This window comes from Bifidobacterium sp. RTP21102st3_E2_RTP21102_210122 (assembly GCF_040916945.1).
Classification (GTDB): Bacteria; Actinomycetota; Actinomycetes; order Actinomycetales; family Bifidobacteriaceae; genus Bifidobacterium; species Bifidobacterium longum.
This window is the reverse complement of sequence record NZ_JBCPAN010000004.1, coordinates 116,427-137,658: the sequence shown is the minus strand read 5'-3', so window position 1 is coordinate 137,658 and position 21,232 is coordinate 116,427. Positions and strand designations below refer to the sequence as shown.

The window sequence follows — 21,232 nt, the reverse complement described above, 5'->3', positions numbered from 1 at the left end:
GTCCGGCAACGAAATACAGCTTCTTAGTGTCGACTCCCGCGGAGGCGAAGGCCTTCGGCAGCGGCTTGGTCTGGTCGAATGCAATCACCAGCGTTGCATCCGGACTGGCGGCCTTGATGGCGGTTGCGCTCAGATTTCTTTCACGTTACTCAGCGACCGTCCGTGTAACGTGAAAATTACGCCGGATTGGCAAGCAGCGCAATGCCGAAACCGGCGGCCACACAAATGAGAGGCACCGCGACGGTTGCTATTCCATAGCCCAGAGCCAGCGTAAAACGACGCTGGCGAATCAATGAAACCACTTCGTTGAGCGCCGTGGAGAATGTTGAGAAACCACCGAGAAATCCGACAACGAACATCATGACCGTGTCCATATCCACCGATTGCGAATAGTAGGACATCATGGCGATGCCCGCGCATAGCGAGGCGACGCCGTTGATGACGAGCGTGGATAGCGGGAAGTTGCGGTTCGTTCTTCGATTCTCGCGGTTCCAGCCTTGTTGAATTGACACGTCGAGCACGTAACGGGCCATGGCTCCCAGACCGCCGAACAGACAGATCATCCACATCATCAGCGCACCTCCCCGGTAGTCGGGTCGGCGACAAGCGAAATCTCCGCAGTGATCGGTTTGGGCTCGAAGCTGGGTGGAAGCGGGTTGGCCGGCTGCTGGATCGGCTGCGACTGCTGAATCGGCTCGGGCAGCTGCCCCAAGTCTGGAGTATCCGGCTCGCGCAACAACGGCTGCGATGACTGTGCCAGCTGAGGAACGACCAGCGGAGGAATCTGCGGAACGTGGCCTGTCTGCATAGGCTGGATGGCAGTCGGCGGCACGGTTGGCGTTTCGACTCGCGGAACCTGTCCCGTCTGTGCAATCTGCTGCGCCGCCTGCGCGGCCTGCTGCGCCGTCTGCGCGGCTTCCATTGCGGCCTGCGCGGCAGAACGCGCCACGTCGGCCACTTTCACATGGCGTACGCCCTGCGTGTCCGATTCGGCAGAATCGGACACGGAAACAGCTGAAAACGCACCCCGAACCCGCTTTCGAGTACTCCGTGACAGCAGTGCCTGCATCAGAACCACGCCGGCGGCGGCAGTGAGCAAACCGCCTGCAAAATTTCCCGCAAGATAGCCAAGCGCACTGGCGATATGCCGCTCGTGCAGACCTTCCATCGTTTCCAGCATCACGCCGGACATCGTCGAAAGCCCGCCGAGCAAGCCGAGCCCAACGCCACGGCTGACAACCTGCCGCACCCGGCGACGCAGCCACGAAGCGGTCGCCATGAATTCGGTCAGCATCGCGAACAGGAAGCAGGCGACCATATTCGACACAAACGTGCCCACAACGAATGGCGTCCCGCTGACCGACGGCAGGAGCATATCCAACGCATGCCGACAGCCGACTCCAACAAATCCACCGACGAACACCACAACATACATCAGTCCGTCGGCGAGCGGATTGAACCGCGCCTGCATACGTTTCATCGGCGCCAGGGGAATCGTAGGCGGATCCATGGTGTTAGCGGCGGGCGCGGTTGCACCAGCATGCATCACCTCAACAGTGTCGATTGCCTGCGTGATGGGATGTGAGTCCTCACCCGCAGTCACCACGTCTCCCGGCGATTGTTCTTGCGATTCCATTGCGCTCCCCCTGTACTGGCCTTCCGCGGACAGCGTTGTTCCGCCCATAGGCCGTGCAACAACGAGCTGGGCCGCGGTTGCCGCCTTCCTAACGCATATGAGTTTACACGGAGCGCCAACGTATGCACCCTGGATGTCCGATTCCGCAGATTCGTACATCCAGAGTCCAGCCGAATTCAGCCAGGCTCAGTCAAGCCGGGCATCACACAGCCGCCGCATCGCAGGTCGCACCTCGCGCTCCTCCTCGCCACTGAACAGCACCACCAGATAGTCGCCGGCACGCAGCCGTGTATCGCCGCGCGGCACGATCTCGCTTTCGCCGCGACGCAGGCCGATGATCAGGCACCCAGACGGCCAACGCACGTCACGCACCCGCTTGCCGTCCGCAATCGCTCCCATTTCCAATGGCAGTTCCATAATGCCGCTGCCCACATGGCTTGCGATCGCCATCTGCATGCCTTGCGCGCGCACGTACCGCTCCAGCAACTCCCCATAAATCGGTTTGGTGCGCAGCAAATCGGACACCAACAGCGCGACGAAAGCGACGGCCGCGACCGGCAGCATGTGCGTCAACGTTCCAGACATCTCCACAGCCAACAGAATCGACGTGATCGGCGTTTTCACGGACGCGGCGAGCGTGCCCGTCATCACGCACACCGCAAACACCGCCACTGCGTCGGATGGCAGATCACCGAATCGATGCAACACTTCACCGCAGATGCCGCCGGCCAACGAACCGACCGCAAGAATCGGCATGAAAATACCGCCAGGCGCGCCTGAGCCGAAACTCGTGGATGTGAACAGCATCTTCGCCACGAACAGCAGACACAGCATTCCCAAGCCGACGCGCGCATGTTCGGCGGTATCAATCAGATTCGAGCCGCCGCCGAGCACATCGGGCAACCAGATGCCGACAGGCAACGCGATCGCAATCGCAATCATCGGGCGGCTCCATGCCGGCAGTTTGCCGTACAGCGTCTGGAAGCCAAGCAACGAGCGGTTCATCAGCGAACCAACCAAACCGGCCACCAATCCCAACGGAATCAGCCACACATACTCTTCCAACGACAGCTGACCGATATCACCGAAATCCAAAACCGGACGCAGACCGAAACAGTATTTTGAGACGAAATCGGCGGTCAGCGATGCGGCGGTGGCGCCCATCAGAATCGCAGGGGAAAAACTCCGATGCACCCCTTCCAAAGCGAACATCATGCCGGACAGCGGCGCGCTGAACGCGGCGGACAAGCCGGCCGCGGCACCGGCGGTGACCAGATAATGCTCCTGCATGTCCTCACGGCGGCGGCCGCGCAAACGGTGGGACACACACTGCGCGCCCGACGCACCAATCTGAATGGACGGCCCCTCACGGCCGAGCGACAGACCAAACAACGCGCCCAACAGTCCACCGACGAAACGGACTGGCAGAATCGTCTGCCAACGCATCTTCAAGCCGCATATCACCACGCCGTTGGTCTGCGGGATGCCGCTGCCACCAGCCATCGGCTCCTTGCCGACCATCCACGCGATTGCTAGCGCGGCCGCCACCGCGGCAACCGCCCACGGCGCAATCAGCCACGGGGTCTCGCGAATCCGCGCATATATCCAACGGGACGCATCCGTGCCGTATTCGATGCCGAGACGGTATACGACAACCAGCAATCCTGAAACCAGACCAATGACTATGCCGGCCGCCGCCATCTTCCACTTCAAGTGGTCGAATCGCGGAATCAGCCGGCGGATATCATGTGCCGCGTCGTTACCAGTCAAGCCGGGAAATTCGTTGCAGACGGTCAGTCGACCAGCGAATTGATCTGGATGACATGATCGCGCTGCGGACCGGTGCCGATCGCGGAGATACGGCAGCCGCTCAGCTCTTCCAAACGCTTGACGTAGGCCTGGCAGGTGGCAGGCAGCTCGTCGAAGGAGTGGCAGTTGGAGATGTCTTCATCCCAGCCGGGCATGGTCTCGTAAATCGGCTTGGCTGCGGCGAAAGCGGCCTGATCAGTCGGCATATCGTCGTGACGTTCGCCGTCCACGTCGTAAGCCACGCAGATCGGAATCTCCTTCAGGCCGGCGAGCACGTCGAGCTTGGTGAGCACGATGTCGGTCAGGCCGTTGACCTGGGAGGCGTACCGGTTGACGACTGCATCGAACCAGCCACAGCGACGCGGGCGGCCGGTGGTCACGCCGAATTCGTGGCCCTGCTGACGCAGCCATTCGCCGGACTCGTCCAGCAGTTCGGTGGGGAATGGGCCTTCGCCCACGCGAGTGACGTAGGCCTTGGAGACGCCGACTACGCGGGTGATCTTGGTGGGGCCCACGCCGGTGCCGGTGCAGGCGCCGCCGGCGGTCGGGTTGGAAGAGGTGACGAACGGGTAGGTGCCGTGGTCCACGTCAAGCATGGTGGCCTGAGCGCCTTCGAACAGTACGGTCTTGCCTTCGTCAAGCGCCTTGTTGAGAATCAGGCCGGTGTTGGCCACGTACGGCTTGAGGCGTTCGCCGAGCTTCAGCAGCTCCTCGGTGGTCTGGTCCACGTCAATCGGACGACGGTTGTAGAGCTTGACCAGCATCTGGTTCTTCTGGTGTAGGCTGGCCTCCACCTTGTCGTGCAGATGGTCGGCGTTGAACAGGTCATGCACGCGGATGCCGACACGGTTGATCTTGTCCGCGTAGGCCGGGCCGATGCCACGGCCGGTGGTGCCGATCTTGTGCTTGCCAAGGAAGCGTTCGGTCACCTTGTCGAGTGTGCGGTGGTAGGGCGCGATGATGTGTGCGGCCTCGCTCACCTTGAGGTGGGAGCAATCGATGCCGCGGGATTCCAGGCCGTCAATCTCCTCGAAGAGCACTTCCGGGTCCACGACCACGCCGTTGCCGATCACCGGGGTCAGGTTCGGGTTGATAATACCGGAAGGCAGCAGGTGCAGGGCGTACGACTCATCGCCGACCACCACGCTATGGCCCGCGTTGTTGCCGCCGTTGAAGCGCGCGACGTAATCGACCTTGGTGCCGATCAAATCGGTAGCCTTGCCTTTACCCTCGTCGCCCCACTGAGCACCAATAAGAACAATTCCAGGCATGATGCACCTCCGCATTCGCACGATTCCGCCGGAAACAGACTACCGTACACCCTCTACCCTGCGAAGTTTCGTCTCACGCAGGGCGAGGCTGGAGGTGCGACAACCCGGAATGGGTGACGAATTTCTACTCGTACGAGGCGATGCTGTGACCAATCGCACAGCGCACAGGTTGAAGAACGGAGCCTAGAGGGCATGCCTCGCGCGATAATGAAGCCATGACGATCGCAACACCGGAACGCTATGCCGAAATGCTCGAGGCCGCCCGCCGAGGCGGTTACGCCTATCCAGCCATCAACGTAACCAGCTCACAGACACTGAATGCTGCGTTGAAGGGCTTCGCAGACGCCGAGTCCGACGGCATCATCCAGATTTCCGTGGGAGGCGCGGCCTACGTCTCCGGCAGGGGGGTCAATGATCGCGTTACCGGCTCGCTGGCGCTGGCGGCTTTCGCACATGAAGTGGCTGCGAAATACCCGAACATCACCATCGCTCTGCACACCGATCACTGCGCCAAGCAGTATCTGGATGAGTGGGTGCGTCCTCTGCTCGCGCATGAGGCCGATCAGGTGGCACGAGGCCAGGAGCCTACATTCCAGTCGCATATGTGGGATGGCTCCACCGTGCCGCTCAAGGAAAATCTGGACATCGCCGAGGAACTGCTCGACAAGTCGCAGAAGGCGCACACCGTGCTCGAAATCGAAATCGGCGCGGTCGGCGGTGAGGAAGACGGTCACTCCGCCGAAATCAATGAAAAGCTGTATTCCACTCCGGAAGATGGCCTCGAAGTCGCCCGCCGACTGGGTTTGGGCGAACGTGGCCGGTACATGGCCGCTTTCACATTCGGCAATGTGCATGGTGCCTACAAGCCCGGCGTGGTCAAGCTGCGCCCGTCGCTACTCGGCGACATTCAGGCGCGTGTGGCGCGCGCGGTGGCCGAAGGCGAGTTGCCTAGCGCGGCCGGCATAGTCGATTTCCCCAACGGCAAGCCGTTTGAGCTGGTGTTCCACGGCGGCTCCGGTTCACGCCCGGAAGAAATCGCCGAAGCTGTAAGCTACGGCGTGATCAAGATGAACATCGACACCGATACCCAGTACGCCTTCACCCGTCCAATCGCCGACCACGTGTTCGAGAACTACGACAAGGTGCTGAAGATCGACGGCGAAGTGGGCGAGAAGAAGTTCTACGATCCGCGTTCTTGGGGCCGTAAGGCTGAGGATTCCATGTCCGCCCGCGTGGTCGAGGCTTGCCGGCAGCTGGGTTCCGCGGGCAAAGCGCTCAAATAGCGCGTAGTTTTGCGATCGTGCGCGACACTTTCCCGGAAATAATGAAAATCATTGAAAATCAATGGAGCGGACAACGGGAGTCGAACCCGCCTCTAAAGCTTGGGAAGCTTTCATTCTACCGATGAACTATGTCCGCATGCCTTACGGCTGCTGCACCTCACGTGACGAGCATGCTCAGCCAAACGAGGCACGAATAGTTATCCTAGCACGTCACCTGCCGACGCGCGTGGAGTAGGTGGGCGGAGCGATCGGCGTGCCGTTCATTTCGTTGGCCATCTGCATGAGACGCGCTATGCGCTCATCGGTCGGCGGGTGCGTGGAGAACAAGCGCGAGAAACCGACCGCGGAGAACGGGTTGGCGATCATCATTGCGGAGACGGACTGGGTGCCGGCGGTTTTGCGCATCGGCGCGGTCTGTGCGCCGTAGGAAATCTTGTTCAGCGCGGAAGCCAGGGCCTCGGGATCGCCGGTAAGCAGGCTGCCGTCTTCATCGGCGTCGTACTCGCGGGTGCGGGAGATGGCCATCTGGATCAAAGACGCGGCGATCGGCGCGAGAATCACGCTCAGCAATGCGCCGATCAGGCCGAGGCCACCGGAACTGTCGCGGTCGTCTCGCGAACCGCCGCCGAAATACATCAGCGAATAGCCTAGGTAGGAGATGACGGTGGCCATGGCAGAGGCGATGGCGGAAGTCAGGATGTCGTGGTTGTACACGTGCATAAGTTCGTGGCCCAGCACACCACGCAGTTCACGGGCGTTGAGAATCTGCAGGATGCCTTGGGTACAGCAGACGGCCGCGTGCCGTTCGTTGCGCCCGGTGGCGAAGGCGTTCGGGCTCATGGTGGGGGCGATGTAGATGCGAGGCATCGGCTTGCCGGCCTTGGCGCTCAGTTCACGCACAATCTGGTAGATCTCCGGGGCTTCCTGCTCGCTGACTTCCCGCGCGCCCATGGAGGCGATGGCGAGTTTGTCGGAGAACCAGTAGGTGCCGAACGTGGTAATCAGGCCGATGACGATATAGATGCTCAGGGTTTGCCGACTGCCGCCCGTGGCCCACCAAATCAGCATGATGATGGCCCACATCAGGGCAAACAGCAGCGTTGTTTTCAGGCCGTTGAAATGGCCGTGCACCCGTACTTTGGCATCCATAATGCACACACTAAAATCGCAGGCTGAATGATTGCTGGATATGCGCCACGCGCAATGTCCCATATTCGCCCGGCCCGTCCGGCCCCGAGCCCGGCCGCGTCCGCACGGGGCGCGGCCGGGTGGACGAATACCGGACGGGCGTGGGCGAACGTCAGGCCAGGGCGAGCTCACGCATCTGGTCGGGCTCGATGACCTTCTTGTGCTCGCGACCTTCCTTGGCGCCCTCGGCGCGCTCGAAGGCGTCGACCTTCTTCCAGCCGGCGAAGTCGATCGGGCGAATGCCGCGCTCGGCCAGCAGTCGATCGATGGATTCGGGGGCGCGGTCGGCTGCCACGCGGCCACCTTCAGCGGCCTTGGCCAGATCCTCGAGCATGTTGGTCACGATGGCGAGCGCATCGGACTTGGTGGAGCCAATCAGACCCACCGGTCCGCGCTTGGCCCAACCGGTGGCGTACAGGCGGTCGCGCACTTCGCCGCCGTCGGCCTCGGTGGTGATGCGGCCGTCGCCGTTGGCGTTGGCCAGGTGAGCGCCGTGCTCGTCGTAGGTGATGCCGGGGGCTTCGGCGGGCTTGTAGCCGATGGCGTGGTAGACGGCCTCGACCGGGTAGTCGGTGAACTCACCGGTGCGGTGCATCTTGCCGTCGGCACCGGTTTCGGTGCGCTCCACGCGAATGGCCTTGACCTTGCCGTCCTCGCCGAGGATCTCGGTGGGGGCGGAGTTGAAGTGCACGTAGTACTTGCGGTCGGCCGGGTTGCCTTCGAAGTCGACGTCGCCGTCATCCTCCATGTCTTCGGCCATCTCGCGGATGGCGAACAGCTCTTCGACCATCTGACGAGTGAGCTTGTCCTTGCCGGCCACCTCGATGGTCTCGTCGTCCAGATCGAAGTCGTCTTCGTTGATGATGAGCTGCACGCCGGGCAGCTTCTCCATCTCGCGCAGTTCCTGCACGCTGAACTTGGCCTGGGCCACGCCACGGCGGATGAACAGGTGGAGCACCTTGGCCTTGTTCTGGCCGATGCCCTCGTACACGTTGTCCGGAATATCGGTCTTGGCCTTGAGGTCGTCGGCGTTGCGCATGAGTTCGCGGGCCACGTCCATGGCCACGTTGCCGCCGCCGATTACGGCGACGTTCTCGGCCGTGAGCGGCCATTCTCGGGCACCGGTGGGGTAACCGTCGTACCATTCGACGAACTTGGCGGCACCGTACACACCTTCAAGGTCGGCACCGGGCAGGTTCAGCGGCTTGTCCTTGACCGCGCCGGTGGCGAACAGCACGGCGTCGTAACGGGCCAGCAGGTCGTCAAGGGTCACGTCCTTGCCGAATTCCACATCGCAGTAGAGGTGGATGTTCGGGTTGTCGAGCGTCTTCTCAAGCGCGGAGGCGATGAACTTGATGGACGGGTGGTCCGGGGCCACACCGTAACGCACCAGGCCGAACGGCACGGGCAGCTTCTCGAACAGGTCGATGCGCGCTTCGGTGCCGAGGCCAAGCTCTTCGCCCAGCTTCTTGAGCTGGCGCAGGAAGATATCGGATGAGTAGACGCCGGCCGGGCCAGCGCCGATAACAGCAATGCGGAGTTCAGTATTCACGGATTCAGTCACGCGCTCTAGCCTAACGCAAAGCCTTCCGTTGCGACAGAGGGAGAGTGGTGGGAATTCTGTGTATTAGGCCATAGTTTGTGCGTTTGGGAAACCTACGAGCACTGCTAATGTCAGATTATGGGTTTTCCTAATGTAGGATTATGGGTTTCTCTAATGTAAGATTATGGTAATCAGTAATGTCGGATTATGGGAAAGAGGCATCGATGATTCCACGCGCGCTCGGGAAACAGGCCAAACAACTTGCGCAATGGTTTCCCGTGGTCTCTATTACCGGGCCTCGGCAAAGCGGCAAATCCACGCTGGCAAAAGCCATGTTCCCTGATTATGACTACGTGAATCTGGAAAATCCTGAGACACGCAAAGCCTCCATTGACGACCCGGTGGGATTCATTCGGCAGCGTCCTTCCAAGCTCATAGTGGATGAAGCTCAATATGCTCCTGATTTGTTCTCCATGATTCAAGTGGCTTCCGACGAACGTAGCGAACAAGGACAATATGTCCTCTCTGGTTCTCAAAATTTCCTACTACTCAAGCGTATTCAACAATCACTGGCAGGCCGAGTCGGTTTGGTCAAGTTATTGCCGTTCTCATTCCAAGAAGCATGCAAGGCGAATCAGGCCCTTACTCCGGATACGTTTATGCTGCAAGGCGGTTATCCACGCATTTACGACACGAGAATGCCGCTCAATCTGTTCTTCTCGAACTACATCGACACTTATATCGAACGTGATGTTTCCGAATATCTTGATGTACGCAATTTGGCTGACTTCCGCCGATTCTTGACTCTTTGCGCACTCAGTTCCGGAGCACTCATAAACTACACCAACATCGCCAATGAACTTGGTGTAAGTCCGCGAACCGTAAAGGCATGGATGTCGATTCTGGAATCAAGTTACATCGCATTCCATCTCATGCCGTTCTACACGAACGCACGCAAACAGGTGGTCAAAACGCCGAAACTCTATTTTTATGACACTGGCTTGCTGTGCCATCTCTTGGGCATTCGGACGGTCGAAGCACTGGTTGCGCACCCCAAGTTCGGCGATATATTTGAAAACCTCATCATTGCGGAAACCATGAAACAGCATTTGAACGCCAATCAGGAGCCACAATTATTCTTCTACCGCGATGCCAGCAAGGTCGAGGTGGATTTGTTGGATTTCACCGATCCGAATCATCGCCTGATGATCGAAATCAAATCCGGGCAAACCTACCATGACCGGTTCGCCCGGCACCTTACTTTAATTGGCAATGTTCTCGGCATACCGTGTGAGCAACAGTACGTAACCAGTCGGGTTGAGCAAAGTTACGTCTCACAAGGAATCCGCGTCACTTCCGCCCTCGATTGGCTGGAAGGCCGACGGTAAAGAGCCGCCGCAGAACAATAACAATACTGCACAACCGGCGAATCCCTTGATGACACTGAAGACGTCACCTCCAACGGCTTTTTACGACCTCGATTGCATTCATTAGGTCATTTCTTCGTTCATTAGGTCGGAGGGTGCTGAAGCCATCCCCTGGAACGGCGGGGTTTCAAGGACCGCTCCGACCAAGGACCGACCTAATAAACGTCAAATCGACCTAATGAATAACTCCGATACCGGATTATGAGCAACACAGCCGCAACGAAATGCGCCGCACAGGCTTAGCCCGAACATCGATTCGGGTTCAAGCCAGTGCGGCGCAGATCAACTTCAGGTATAAGACCTGTATTCAATTATTGGGTTGTTATTAGCCTAGGGGCAATAGCCTCACGTCAGGCACGGCGCTTGCGCCAGATAACCAGACCGGCGCCAGCCGCGCCGAGCACAACTACGACCGCAGCAACGGCAGCCACCGCACTACCCGTGGGGGCAGTGGTAGTAGCGTTCTTCTGCTGCTGGTCAGGCTTCTGGTTTTGCCCAGGCTTCTGCTGACCGGGCTTCTGCGGTTCAGGCTTTTCGCCGCTATCCTTCTTGGCGAGACCATCGTGTGCGGCAGTGAGTTTGTTGAGCGCAGCGGTCACCTGCGGTGCGGTTGCGGCCGGATCCTTGACTACCTGCTTTGCGGCAGCAAGTGCATCCGCATATGCCTTCCACGAATCAGCCGTGTAGTCGTTCTGGTTGAGCTTCTCACTCTCAACAGCGGCGATCTTGTCGGCAAGAGGCTTGCGCTCCTCATCGGTGGCAGGCGGAACCGGAGCCTCGGGCTTAGTTACCGTGACTTCGACGGACGCGGACTTGTTCTCGTCAACCGTGGAGGTGGCGGTGATGGTCGCCGTACCTTCGGCAACGGCGGTCACCTTGCCATCCTTGTCCACAGTAGCGACCTTCGCGTCGGAGGACTTCCAGGCCACGGTCTTGGCCGCATCACCGGTCACCTTCACCTCGGCCGACAACTGGGCAGTATCACCAGCGACCAGCGCCAGCTTGCCATCCTTGACACCATCACCGGAGACGGCAACGGAATCCACAGACGGAGTCGGGGTCGGGGTCACGGCTTCGCCCTTGCCGAGATTGATGTTGGCGTAGTCGGACTCATTTCCGGCGGCATCCTGCGCATAGAAGTGCACGTAAGTGTCGTGGTCAGCGGAGAGCTGCACCTTCACCTTGTCCTCGTCGGTGTAGGTGCCCCACATCGTGTTCTCGTTGGACTTCGGGTTGCTGGACGGGCCGGTGGAGTACAGCACACGGGTCACGCCGGAGCCTGCGGCACCGTCATCAGCGGTGAGAGAGACGACCACATCGTTGCCGTTCTTGCTCTCCTGCTTAGCGGTGACCACCGGCACGTTGGTGTCGACCTTGATGGTCTGGGAGACCTCGCGGCTGTTGTCGTTTTCATCGGTGGCACGGGCGGAAATGGTCACGGAACCCTGCGCGGTCACGCTGATCGGGCCCTTGCCACTGGTCCACTCGCCCTTGCCGATCTTGTACTCGATCGTCTTTATCGGCACGGTGGAGACGCCGCGCTGCGCGGTGATGGTGAACTTCGGGGCAGTGGTGTACCAGCCGGAGCCGGGGGCCGCGGAGTCGAAATCGATAGCAACAATCGGCTGGGCTTTCGGGTCGGAAGGCGCGACGACGAAGAACGTGCCTTCCGCCTTGATATTGCCGACACCCTCGATAGAGCCTTCCACGAAGCCGACCTGTTCGGCTTCAGCATACTCGGCGGCCGGGATACTGTCCCAAGTCACTTTGTGACCCGACTCGACCGAGCCGTCAGCGTAGGTCAGCGCCACGGTATCCTGCAATACCGGCTTGACACCGGGAGCGGTGATGGTGGAGACGTACTCCGCGTCGGTCACCTCGGTGTTGAGCTGGTCGTAGACACCAATAGTGGCCGTCGCCTGACCGGCCGCAACTTTGATGTTGTCATAGGTACCGGCAGCAGTAGTGCCCTTGACTTCGGCGGTAGTACCAGCTGTAGCATAAGCGTCGGCCGGAACGGTTTCCCAAGTCACTGGAACCTTAATGCTGGGACCATCTTGAGGTGTCGCCCACACTTCTGCAGGCAACTTCGAGGTCGGGTCCACGCCCGGCGTGGTGCGCACGGCAACTTGCTGCACGTCTAAGAAAGCACCTGGGTCGCCCGGATCCACTGGTAGTGCAGCGCTGGTACCAAACACCTGCCACTCAGTGACGGTAATGCCCTTGTTGTCATTGGCCTTCTTGTTCACCACAAGCTTCATGGACTTGGTGGTGACCTGGTCGAAGGTGTAGGTATACGGACCATACACCGGGTTGGTGGCGTCGAGCTCGTCGTCGGCGGGGAATGTCTTGTCCACCTTCAGGTTCGGCACGGTCTCGTACTGGCCGGAATCAGCATTGAGATACTCAATCGAGACATCCTTGGGCAGCGGCACGCCACCATCACCGGTCTTGACGTTCGTCCAGTAGTAGCCCACAGACTTGGACGTGGTCACGGCGCGATTCCATATGTAAGTGGCAGTTTCGCTGGCACTGGTGTTGCCCCAAGTGCCCCAACCGCCATAGCTGGCGTTGCCGTCCAAGCTATCGTCATTGATGGCAGCAGTGCTGTTCCAGCCAGTGACATAGCTGACCTGAACGTCTGGTGCATTGTCGTTGCCTTTTTCTGCATTGAGCGCAACATTCGTTTCAGCGTCGTCCGCCAGTGCACTCGGCGCGGCCGATACGGAGAAGACACCGCCAGCCAGCAGCGTGGCCGCAGCTACGAACAGTGCGGCGAATCGTTTCGCCACACCGCCCTTCACGGCCGAAGTAGTGCTTTCGATGGTCATAATATTCTTTCTGTTAGGCGTTATGGTTTGTATCACTCATCTCCCGCCGTGTCGTGCACTACGGGAGACGGTTTGGTCGCAGGAAAACGTCAGCTCATCTTGGCGCGAGCGGAGGCAAGCAGAACCACCTGACGATCACGACTGGAAAGCAGCCCCTCGTCTTGATAGGTCTTCGTGACCTCCTGCACCTTCTTGATGAAGGCGGCACGGTCCTTGAACGGCGCGCCCGCCCAGATGTCATCCATCAGCGTGCTCTCGCTACGGTCCTGTGCAGCCGGGCGCTTCGGGTTCAGCACATCGGTGAGCTTGCCTGCGAAGCCCACATACTCGTCCTTGCGCTGGAAGTACATGTGGTACGGGGTGTTGTCGCCGTTGTAGGCGGGCTCGAACTCGTCGCCGTCAATGATGAAGTAGTTCTTCGTGCCTTCCTTCTTCTGCACGCCCAGTTTGATGGTGCCATCCAAGCCGTTGCGCTCGTAGAAGCCGCGTTGGATGAACTTGGTGGATGGGTTGAGCGCGTTGAGCACCGTGGGACCGTAGAACAGCGTCTGGATGTCCTTGCGGTCATCAGTCGACTCGGTGCGCAGCTGCAGCGGGATGGTGACGACGATCTTGTCCCCGACCTTCCAGCTGCCGGCCACGGTGGCGTATTCGCCAGCGGTGACGCCATCTATAGCCTTGCCGTTCACCTCGATCTTCGCACCTTTGCTCCACGCGGGGATGCGGATGCGGAAGGTGACGGCGCTCTTCGGCGCGGCCGTAATGGAAATCGTCGAGGTCTCCTCCTCCGGATAGTTGGTTTCCTGTGCGAGCTTCAGGCCGGTGTCGGTCCAGTCGAGTGTGGAAGCTGTGAACAGATTGACGTACAGTTCCTTGTTGTCCGTCGAGTGGAAGTAGATGGAATCCTGGTACTTCGAGTGGCTTTCCAAAGCGGTGCCGCCACAGCAAGTGCCGATGTTGCCATCACCATATTCCTTCTGCGTAGCCGGATTCACTGGGTACATGTAGCAGTTGCCCGGCGTGAGGGCCGTGCCGGAATCGAGGTCACGGGACTTACCTCCGAGAATATGGTTGAGAATCGTGCGCTCATAATAGTCCATGTAGGCAGGTTTTTGTTCGATAAAGAACAGATAGCGAGCCACCTTGAGCATGTTGTATGCCGCGCAGGATTCCGCGTTGCGCTTGCCGATATCGCCGGCCACAGTATGTGCCGGCCCCCACATCTCGCCTTCGCCAGTACCACCGTGAGCATACATACGGCCGGGCACAATCATGCCCCAGTACCCCTCAACGGCCTTGAGATAACGCGCACGAGCATCAGCATCGATATCCGCGTCGCCCATGGCCGCGTCTTTGGCGTAACCGACGAACTGTGGAATGTGCTGGTTGGCGTGCAAGTTGTTGAGGATATCGACACCAGCACCACAGTTGTCAATGAGCTTGTCAGTGTCGAAAAATGCGGAGGCCTTAAGAAATTCGCTACGGTCCTTGTCCTTGGAGACGTTGTACAAATCCACCAGCGAATCATTCATGCCGCCGTATTCACCACCGATGTAGATGTCCCACATCTTCTGCAGCTGGGTTTTGGTGCATTTGCTCAGACGCGCATAGGTCCAATGTCCGATGCCTTCAGCCAGGTCGAGCGCGTCGGCATTACCGGCAAACTCGTAAGCGGCAATCAGACCGGCAAGAATCTTGTGCTCCGTGTACCACGGTGCCCAAATCTCGCCATAGGGAGCATATTCCTCCAATGCCTTGAACTGCCACTCGCCATAGGCGGCAAGGAAGCCGGGGTGGCTGTAGCGGGCTTTGCCGTTATACTTCATCTCGCGCAGGGAATCTCGGCATTCCTTCAGGCCGGAGACGAACTCGTTGATCTTGTTGAGAATCGCTTCCTCCCCCGTTTCGGCATACGCTTGGGAGAGCATGTGCAATGCATGTCCGGCAAAGTGGCCGCGCAACAGACCATCAGCACCGTTCTTGTTCTGGCCACGCGTGTATTCGGCATCGCCCCATTGCTGTTCAACAGCCTTGTCTAGCGAGCCGCTGGGGAAGTTCTCCCAGCCACCGGAAGGCTGCGTCGTGTTGTCCTTAGGCAGCAGGTTCGCCTGCGCACGGAAGCAAACCAGCCAGCGGTCTACCGGATAGTTGCGTGCATAGTCGAGCATCCCTTCCTTGGCACGATCGAACACGCTGTTCGAGGTGATGGCGACGTTCCGCAGAGGGAACGGAGCTACCTTCCAGCCCGGCAGAGCGGGCGCGTCGGTAATGGTCTTCGCGCTTTTCGTGGTGCGCTGCGCTGCGGGAACGGCCACGCCGCCCGCGCCGTTCGCGCCCGTTGCACCTGCCGTGCCAGCGACGGATGGCGCTGCCTGCACCGTTGTCACTCCTGTACCCAATGCACTCGCCACGGCGATGGTGCCGCCGATGGCGGCCGCGCCTGCGAGCACAGCACGGCGAGAGATGCCGTTTGTTGCTTCCGTTGAACTCATCTTGCTCCTTCGTTGGACTGCCGCGCGTTCATTGCGAGGCATGACGGACGAAGACACTCTGCCGCATTCGCAACCATTCAATGCACTTAATCCATTCAATGGCCCGACGACGCAGGTAAGATGCGTCAGTGGATGGCACACACATACTCGGAATCGTCTGGTACTGCCCGTTTTACCATCACATCATTGTGGTGCGTCCCCGTCGTCATGTATGTATGGGAGAGATGACGGTAAAGCAAACAGTTACCATATGCGATTATTCGAGTTTTTGCGCGCCCTCCATGCCGCTTGTCTTCGTTGTGCGCGTTCACAATAACTCAAACAGACGATTCTCACCATGCGTCAAAGAAAGCGACTCACTCATTTTTTCTCTGGTTTTCGTAGCGCACAATACCAATGAAAATCAGTCTTTATCAGCATTTCCAGCCATGCTATTTTCGTAATTTTCCTTTTGTTTTCCTCTTGCGAAAACCAACGAACCCAAACACATATGCTCACCAATAACACAGTAAATGCATTCAAATTAACATGTTCCCGAGCAACTCTCACAAGCAGCTCAAACGCAACACCGCACTTCAACTTGAACAACACACCATTCCTCGCTATACTGATAAATTGGTGCGTTAATGAGGTATACCCTTCCCCTGTCACAACACAGAAATTGGAAGGACATACTATCATGCCTAATCTTCGCCCCACCGAGCTCATTATCATTCTACTTATCATCGTGCTGCTGTTTGGCGCGAAGAAGCTCCCTGAGCTAGCCAAAAGCATTGGCCAATCGATGAAGATTTTCCGTGCCGAGACCAAGACCGATGACCCGGCAACACAACAAACCGTCAATACAGTCAGCGACGCCCCTGCCCCAGCTCCGGCGGCAGCACCGGCTCCCGCTCCCGCCGTACCCCAAGCCGTCACGATGAACGCCACCGCCGCCCCGACTACAGCAACCGGAGCCGAACAGCGATGAGCACGGTTCCCGGAAACCCCGCGCTTCCGGCACCCCTTGCACCGGCGATGCATCCCGGCGATCGGGATACACATCTTGACCTCGACGATCTCATCGATCACTCACACGAGGCCACGCAGCAGGCCAGCGCGGGTGCGCAACACCCTACACGCCGGTGGAAGCGGGGTGTAGGGCGCAAGTCCAAAACGCGCAAGCCCCGCAACCCCGATGCGGTGATGCCTCTGGCCGATCATCTTGTCGAATTTCGCAAACGCTTTGTTCGGGCCATTGCCGGCATCATCATCATGTCGATAGTGGGATGGATGTTCAGCGATCAGGTGTTTCGTATCCTGCAACAACCGTTCCTGACGGCGGCCGGGCAGCAACAGGGACTGATGAGCATCACATTCAATGGCGTGGTCTCCGCATTCAACGTAAAGCTGGAGATTGCGTTCTTCCTTGGTCTGACGGCCTCCTGCCCGTGGTGGTCATACCAAGTGTGGGCATTCATTAATCCAGGGTTGAAGCGCAAAGAGCGCTGGACCGCGGTTACATTCATCGGAGCCTCAGTGCCGCTGTTCCTCACCGGAGCCGGACTGGCATGGTATCTGCTGCCCCAAGCGGTGGCGATCCTTACCGGCTTTGCCCCCGCAAACACCGCCACATTGCTCAGCGCCGACGTCTATTTTGATTTCATTCTGCGCATGACAGTCGCTTTCGGCCTCTCATTCCTGCTACCCGTAGTTATGGCGGCATTGACGATGATGAATGCGGTCGAAACACGAACATGGTTGAAGCAGTGGCGTCTCGCAACGGTCATAGCGTTTATCTTCGCGGCCGTGGCCACGCCAACCGGCGACCCAGGAACATTATGCGCACTCGCTTTGCCCATCATCGCAATCTATTTCGCAGCCATAGCCGTATGCGCAGTATACGAGCACATCCAGCTATGGAAAGTCATGCGCGCGGCGGGCGAAGAACCCAAACTTCTCAAACTTTTACATAAAATGCGCGCCGCGTTACCATTTCGCGCGGCGCGCAAAGCCAAGCGCACCGGCAAACAGGAAGCCCCTGCAACAATAACTGCAGAAGGAGAATAATATGTTGTTCGGCATTTCGGGCACGGAACTCATGGTGATTCTTGTCATCGCTTTAGTGCTGGTAGGCCCCGACAAGCTGCCCGACTACGCACGCAAGGTCGGACGATTTATCCATAGCATGCGCGTACGCGGCCAAGCGTTGAGCGAACAAAGCAACATCGACGTTCACGGCCTTGTACAGGATTCCGGCATCAATGATATTCGCAAAGGTCTGGATGATGCCACGCAAGATGTGAACCGGCTGCTGCCGCCTATCCGGTGACGTTATCAATCCAACGGCAACGTTGACTCGCGTTGGATTAGCTTCACCGGCACACGCTCCACACCATGGTGAGGATGCCCCGCAATCGCATCCAGTAGGCATAGGGCAGCTTGACGCCCCAGCATTTCGTTGTTGTCATCAATAGAAGTAAGCAACGGATGCGCGTACGACACATAATCCGGACTGTTGTCGTGCCCGATAACCGCTACGTCTTGCGGCACGCGACATCCGTTACGTTCCAATTCCTCGATGCAGCCACGAGCCAGCACATCGTTTTGGCATATCACTGCGTCGAATACAGCACCGTCATTGAGCAGCAGACGGGCAGCGGCGCGCCCCCATTCCGCTTCCCATGGACCGAACCGCGCTTCGCCAGCCAACTGTAATCCAGCATCATGCAAGGCCTTGAGCGCACCCCGCATCCGTTCATGTGTAACCGAGTACTCGGAGTCGCCAGCAATAATCGCAATACGAGTGCGCCCGCAGGAAAGAAGGTGGCGAACGGCCAAACACCCTGATTCCACATTGTCTTGTGCCACGGAACAATCATCGGGATCACGGGACGGGCCATAGGCGTAGACCACAGGTACCGGAGAATCCACGTAGTATGGCACCGGATCCGTACACCTGCTGATAATCAACAGTCCCGACACTCCTTGCACCAACATTCGTTCAATACCACTGTGGAACAATGCCTCATTGCCTGACGCATTGAACAGTAGCGCTGCGGCTGAGCGCGCTTGAAACGCATTCTCCGCTCCAATAAGAATGGTCGGAGAAAAGACGCCTTTCATATCAACGCCAATGATGCCAACGCGAAAATCCTGCATGCCGTGAGAATCCCTGACGCTTAACCTTGCCATCGATGCCATAGCTTCTGCGGCGCTATAACCCAACCTCCGCGCAGCATCAATCACTCGAATACGGGTTTTCTCGCTGACGTGAGGCTTTCCACGCAAGGCCTTGGACGCAGTGGACAGCGATACATTAGCCGCCGATGCCACTTCCTCCAAACGGACTGCGCCCACATTGAGCTCTTCCTCACCCTCTGACATATCGACTCCTCTGGCAAAGGCCTCAATGCCCCTAAATGATGCTGCAAACAGCCTTTAGTCTAATAGACTGCCACCTACGGCACCCGCATCCGGTAAGCACACACAAAATATTGATATCAAATTGTTATATTGCACATAATCCGGATGCGGCTCCAATCAATTCCGGTTTATCTTAATCAGTCCCGATCAATCAAAGCAGTGAGAGCCCAGAGGATGCTCACCACGTCGATGGCCTCCTGGAGGAATGCGCCGACGACGACCGGAATGAGATCGAACGCGGCGGCAATCATGCCGATGGTGGCAAGCACAAGGCCCGCGATTACGGCTTGAAGCATCACGCGCTTGGTGCGGCGTGCAATGGCGATGGCGCGCGGCACGGCGGCGATATTGTCATTCATAATGACCACCTGAGCGCTTTCGGAAGCGGCGGTGGATGTGCCGTCGGTCATGGCCACACCGATATCGGCGACGGCGAGCACCGGGGCATCGTTCACACCATCACCGACCATCATCGTGACGGTTTTGCCGGCTCCTGTAGCGGCCTTGACTGCGGCTACCTTATCCTCCGGGAACAGTTCGGCGTGAACCTCGTCAATGCCGACTTCGCTGGCAATGATATTGGCGGAAGCCCGCTTGTCACCGGTAAGCATGGCGAGCTTGGTGACGCCCAACTCATGCAGTTTGGCGAGCGCTGCCTTGGCGTTGGCGCGCGGCACATCGCGCAGCACGATGCGCGCGATCAGCTGACCATCAACAGACACATACGACGCCATTTCGTCCGGCTGAAGCAGCCCAAATCGTGTGCGCAGGTCATCCTCAGACCGACTGGGGGCGGTCCGATCGACCGCCAAGAATCCTTCCTCCCCGGCGGCCGCGAAAGACAGCCGGCCAACGCGCACCGCATGTCCGTTCACCTCGCCGGAAACGCCTTTGCCGGCATCTTCATTGATATTCTTGATGACCGGATACTCCCGTCCATGGCCGGGCCAGCTGGCCTCCGGCTCGGGGCAGAGCCGCTGACCATCCTCGAACCGCTGGCGCAATCGGGCCATCGCCTCCGTTCCGGCCTTGGCGATGCCTTTGGACAGGATGTGCACCGAGTAGCTTTCCACCACGCCGGCCATCATCAGCACATGGTCTTCGTTGAGACGGGTTGCGGCACCGGGCAGCATCTCGACGCGCACGACCTGCGGCTGCTTGACGGTGAGCGTACCGGTCTTGTCGAAGAACACCTGCGTGACGCGGCCAAGGTTTTCCAGCACGTCCTGCGCTTTGATAAGCACGCCGGCTGCGGCGAGGCGTCCGGTTCCGGCGATGTACGCCACCGGTGCGGCGATGAGCAGCGGGCAGGGCGTGGCCAGCACCAGCACCTGGGCGAATCGCGTCGGCACCCCGGACATCGCCCATGCGATGCCGGCAATCATCAGCGAGAGCACGGTAAAGGGCACAGCCAAGCGGTCGGCGGTTTTTACCACGGCCGGGCGCGACTCCTGCGCGGAGGCCACGAGCTCGAGGATGCGCTGGTACTGCGAATCGGCGGCCACCTGGGTGGCACGCATGGTCAATGCAGTCGAGCCGTTCACCGCGCCGGACATCACGCGGGCGCCGGCGAACACTTCACGCGGCACCGGCTCACCGTTGATATTGCTCAGGTCGAGCGTGGCCGTGCCGGACAGCAGCTCACCGTCAACCGGCACAGTTTCGCCCGGCAGCACCATGAGTACATCGCCCAGCTGCACCTGCTCGACCGGCACCGTGTCGAAGCGGTGCGCGGCGGCCGCAGCCGACGCCAAGCCCACACGCCGGAAGCCATCGGACGAATCGCCCTTATCGGTAGCAAACCCACACCCCACACCAGGCAGGTTGACGACGTGCGCGGTCTGCGGCGCGGCTTCCATAAGCGCGGTCAGACTGCGCTCGGCCTTGGCTTGGGCGTATTCCTCAATGGCCTCGCCGGACGTAATCATCAGCGTCACCGCCCAACTTGCCCAGTATTCGGCGACGGCCACGGTGGAGAGGATCGCGACCACGGCCAGCACATCAACCCCGACCTGCCCGTGGCGCAAATCGTCAATCATGCCGCGCACAGTGTCAATCACGATAATCAGCACCAATGCGATAACCAGCCACTGGCCGAAGCCCGGATTGCCAAGTACCGGAATCGCCATCGCATTGCCCCACGGACGCCAATCGCCCAGTAAAGCCAGCGGAATTGCGGCGATGACGACGACCGGAAGCATCGGCACAAGCTTGCAGATGTCGAGAATTTTGGTGAAGAATCTGATGAGTGCGCCCATCATTGCTCCTTACGCTCGTATACGGAGTCGATTGCGGTACGGCAAGCGTGGCCCGCGCAATCGGCGCTGCGGTCACGCCTTGTTAACCC

Annotated in this window: 15 protein-coding genes, 1 tRNA gene and 1 pseudogene; 5 read left to right on the top strand and 12 right to left on the bottom strand. The window is 59.1% G+C overall.

What is annotated here, in order from left to right:
• Position 1: 1 nt before the first annotated feature.
• The 5 genes and pseudogenes from AB5287_RS06380 to AB5287_RS06360 form a co-directional block, all read right to left on the bottom strand.
• Positions 2–127: pseudogene (locus AB5287_RS06380) on the bottom strand (amino acid ABC transporter substrate-binding protein); the annotation flags it as partial.
• Positions 128–176: 49 nt separating this feature from the next.
• Entirely contained in the window at positions 177–572 is a 396-nt protein-coding gene (locus AB5287_RS06375) for a CrcB family protein (protein WP_008783483.1), read from the bottom strand.
• Positions 572–1,636 carry a CrcB family protein gene (locus AB5287_RS06370; protein WP_347047161.1) on the bottom strand — a complete coding sequence of 355 codons (1,065 nt, stop codon included), beginning with the start codon at positions 1,634–1,636 and terminating at the stop codon, positions 572–574. The genes AB5287_RS06375 and AB5287_RS06370 overlap by 1 nt, the downstream gene beginning before the upstream one ends.
• Positions 1,637–1,822: 186 nt before the next feature.
• Positions 1,823–3,406 (bottom strand): ClC family H(+)/Cl(-) exchange transporter, encoded by a 1,584-nt coding sequence (locus AB5287_RS06365; protein WP_007051667.1) that lies wholly within the window; start codon positions 3,404–3,406, stop codon positions 1,823–1,825.
• Between the two features lie 23 nt (positions 3,407–3,429).
• Positions 3,430–4,716 (bottom strand): adenylosuccinate synthase, encoded by a 1,287-nt coding sequence (locus tag AB5287_RS06360; RefSeq protein WP_007051668.1) that lies wholly within the window; start codon positions 4,714–4,716, stop codon positions 3,430–3,432.
• Positions 4,717–4,931: 215 nt separating this feature from the next.
• Between AB5287_RS06360 and fbaA the strand changes: the two genes are divergently transcribed.
• Positions 4,932–5,999, top strand: a complete 1,068-nt coding sequence (fbaA, locus tag AB5287_RS06355; RefSeq protein ID WP_007051670.1) for a class II fructose-bisphosphate aldolase — start codon at positions 4,932–4,934, stop codon at positions 5,997–5,999.
• A 62-nt stretch (positions 6,000–6,061) separates the two neighbouring features.
• On the opposite strand, the gene AB5287_RS06350 is transcribed toward fbaA, so the two are convergent.
• The 3 genes from AB5287_RS06350 to AB5287_RS06340 form a co-directional block, all read right to left on the bottom strand.
• A tRNA-Gly gene (locus AB5287_RS06350) sits at positions 6,062–6,135 on the bottom strand.
• Positions 6,136–6,209: 74 nt separating this feature from the next.
• Entirely contained in the window at positions 6,210–7,148 is a 939-nt protein-coding gene (gene htpX / locus AB5287_RS06345) for a zinc metalloprotease HtpX (RefSeq protein ID WP_007055925.1), read from the bottom strand.
• Positions 7,149–7,299: 151 nt separating this feature from the next.
• The gene (locus tag AB5287_RS06340; protein WP_007054510.1) at positions 7,300–8,751 is read right to left on the bottom strand and encodes an FAD-dependent oxidoreductase; all 1,452 of its coding nucleotides are present in this window, start codon (positions 8,749–8,751) and stop codon (positions 7,300–7,302) included.
• A 203-nt stretch (positions 8,752–8,954) separates the two neighbouring features.
• Here AB5287_RS06340 and AB5287_RS06335 point away from each other — a divergent pair, with 203 nt between their 5' ends.
• Positions 8,955–10,118: an ATP-binding protein gene (locus AB5287_RS06335; RefSeq protein ID WP_368220945.1), complete on the top strand. Its 1,164-nt coding sequence runs from the start codon at positions 8,955–8,957 to the stop codon at positions 10,116–10,118.
• A 389-nt stretch (positions 10,119–10,507) separates the two neighbouring features.
• Here the strand turns inward: AB5287_RS06335 and AB5287_RS06330 are convergent, their stop codons facing one another.
• Positions 10,508–12,988: an Ig domain-containing protein gene (locus tag AB5287_RS06330; RefSeq protein ID WP_368220943.1), complete on the bottom strand. Its 2,481-nt coding sequence runs from the start codon at positions 12,986–12,988 to the stop codon at positions 10,508–10,510.
• Between the two features lie 89 nt (positions 12,989–13,077).
• Positions 13,078–15,480, bottom strand: a complete 2,403-nt coding sequence (locus AB5287_RS06325; protein WP_013410459.1) for a beta-L-arabinofuranosidase domain-containing protein — start codon at positions 15,478–15,480, stop codon at positions 13,078–13,080.
• A gap of 679 nt (positions 15,481–16,159) precedes the next feature.
• On the opposite strand from AB5287_RS06325, the gene AB5287_RS06320 reads away from it, so the two are divergent.
• From AB5287_RS06320 to AB5287_RS06310, 3 genes are read left to right on the top strand one after another with little or no spacing between them, the layout of a single operon-like run.
• Positions 16,160–16,450: a twin-arginine translocase TatA/TatE family subunit gene (locus AB5287_RS06320; RefSeq protein WP_013410461.1), complete on the top strand. Its 291-nt coding sequence runs from the start codon at positions 16,160–16,162 to the stop codon at positions 16,448–16,450.
• The gene (tatC, locus tag AB5287_RS06315) at positions 16,447–17,529 is read left to right on the top strand and encodes a twin-arginine translocase subunit TatC (RefSeq protein ID WP_013410462.1); all 1,083 of its coding nucleotides are present in this window, start codon (positions 16,447–16,449) and stop codon (positions 17,527–17,529) included. The genes AB5287_RS06320 and tatC overlap by 4 nt, the downstream gene beginning before the upstream one ends.
• A 1-nt stretch (position 17,530) precedes the next feature.
• The gene (locus AB5287_RS06310; protein ID WP_013410463.1) at positions 17,531–17,791 is read left to right on the top strand and encodes a twin-arginine translocase TatA/TatE family subunit; all 261 of its coding nucleotides are present in this window, start codon (positions 17,531–17,533) and stop codon (positions 17,789–17,791) included.
• Positions 17,792–17,796: 5 nt separating this feature from the next.
• Here AB5287_RS06310 and AB5287_RS06305 read toward each other — a convergent pair whose 3' ends face one another.
• Together AB5287_RS06305 and AB5287_RS06300 are read right to left on the bottom strand one after the other, a co-directional pair.
• Positions 17,797–18,846 carry a LacI family DNA-binding transcriptional regulator gene (locus AB5287_RS06305; protein ID WP_131211040.1) on the bottom strand — a complete coding sequence of 350 codons (1,050 nt, stop codon included), beginning with the start codon at positions 18,844–18,846 and terminating at the stop codon, positions 17,797–17,799.
• Positions 18,847–19,022: 176 nt separating this feature from the next.
• Positions 19,023–21,143: a heavy metal translocating P-type ATPase gene (locus tag AB5287_RS06300; RefSeq protein ID WP_065444198.1), complete on the bottom strand. Its 2,121-nt coding sequence runs from the start codon at positions 21,141–21,143 to the stop codon at positions 19,023–19,025.
• Positions 21,144–21,232: the final 89 nt, after the last annotated feature.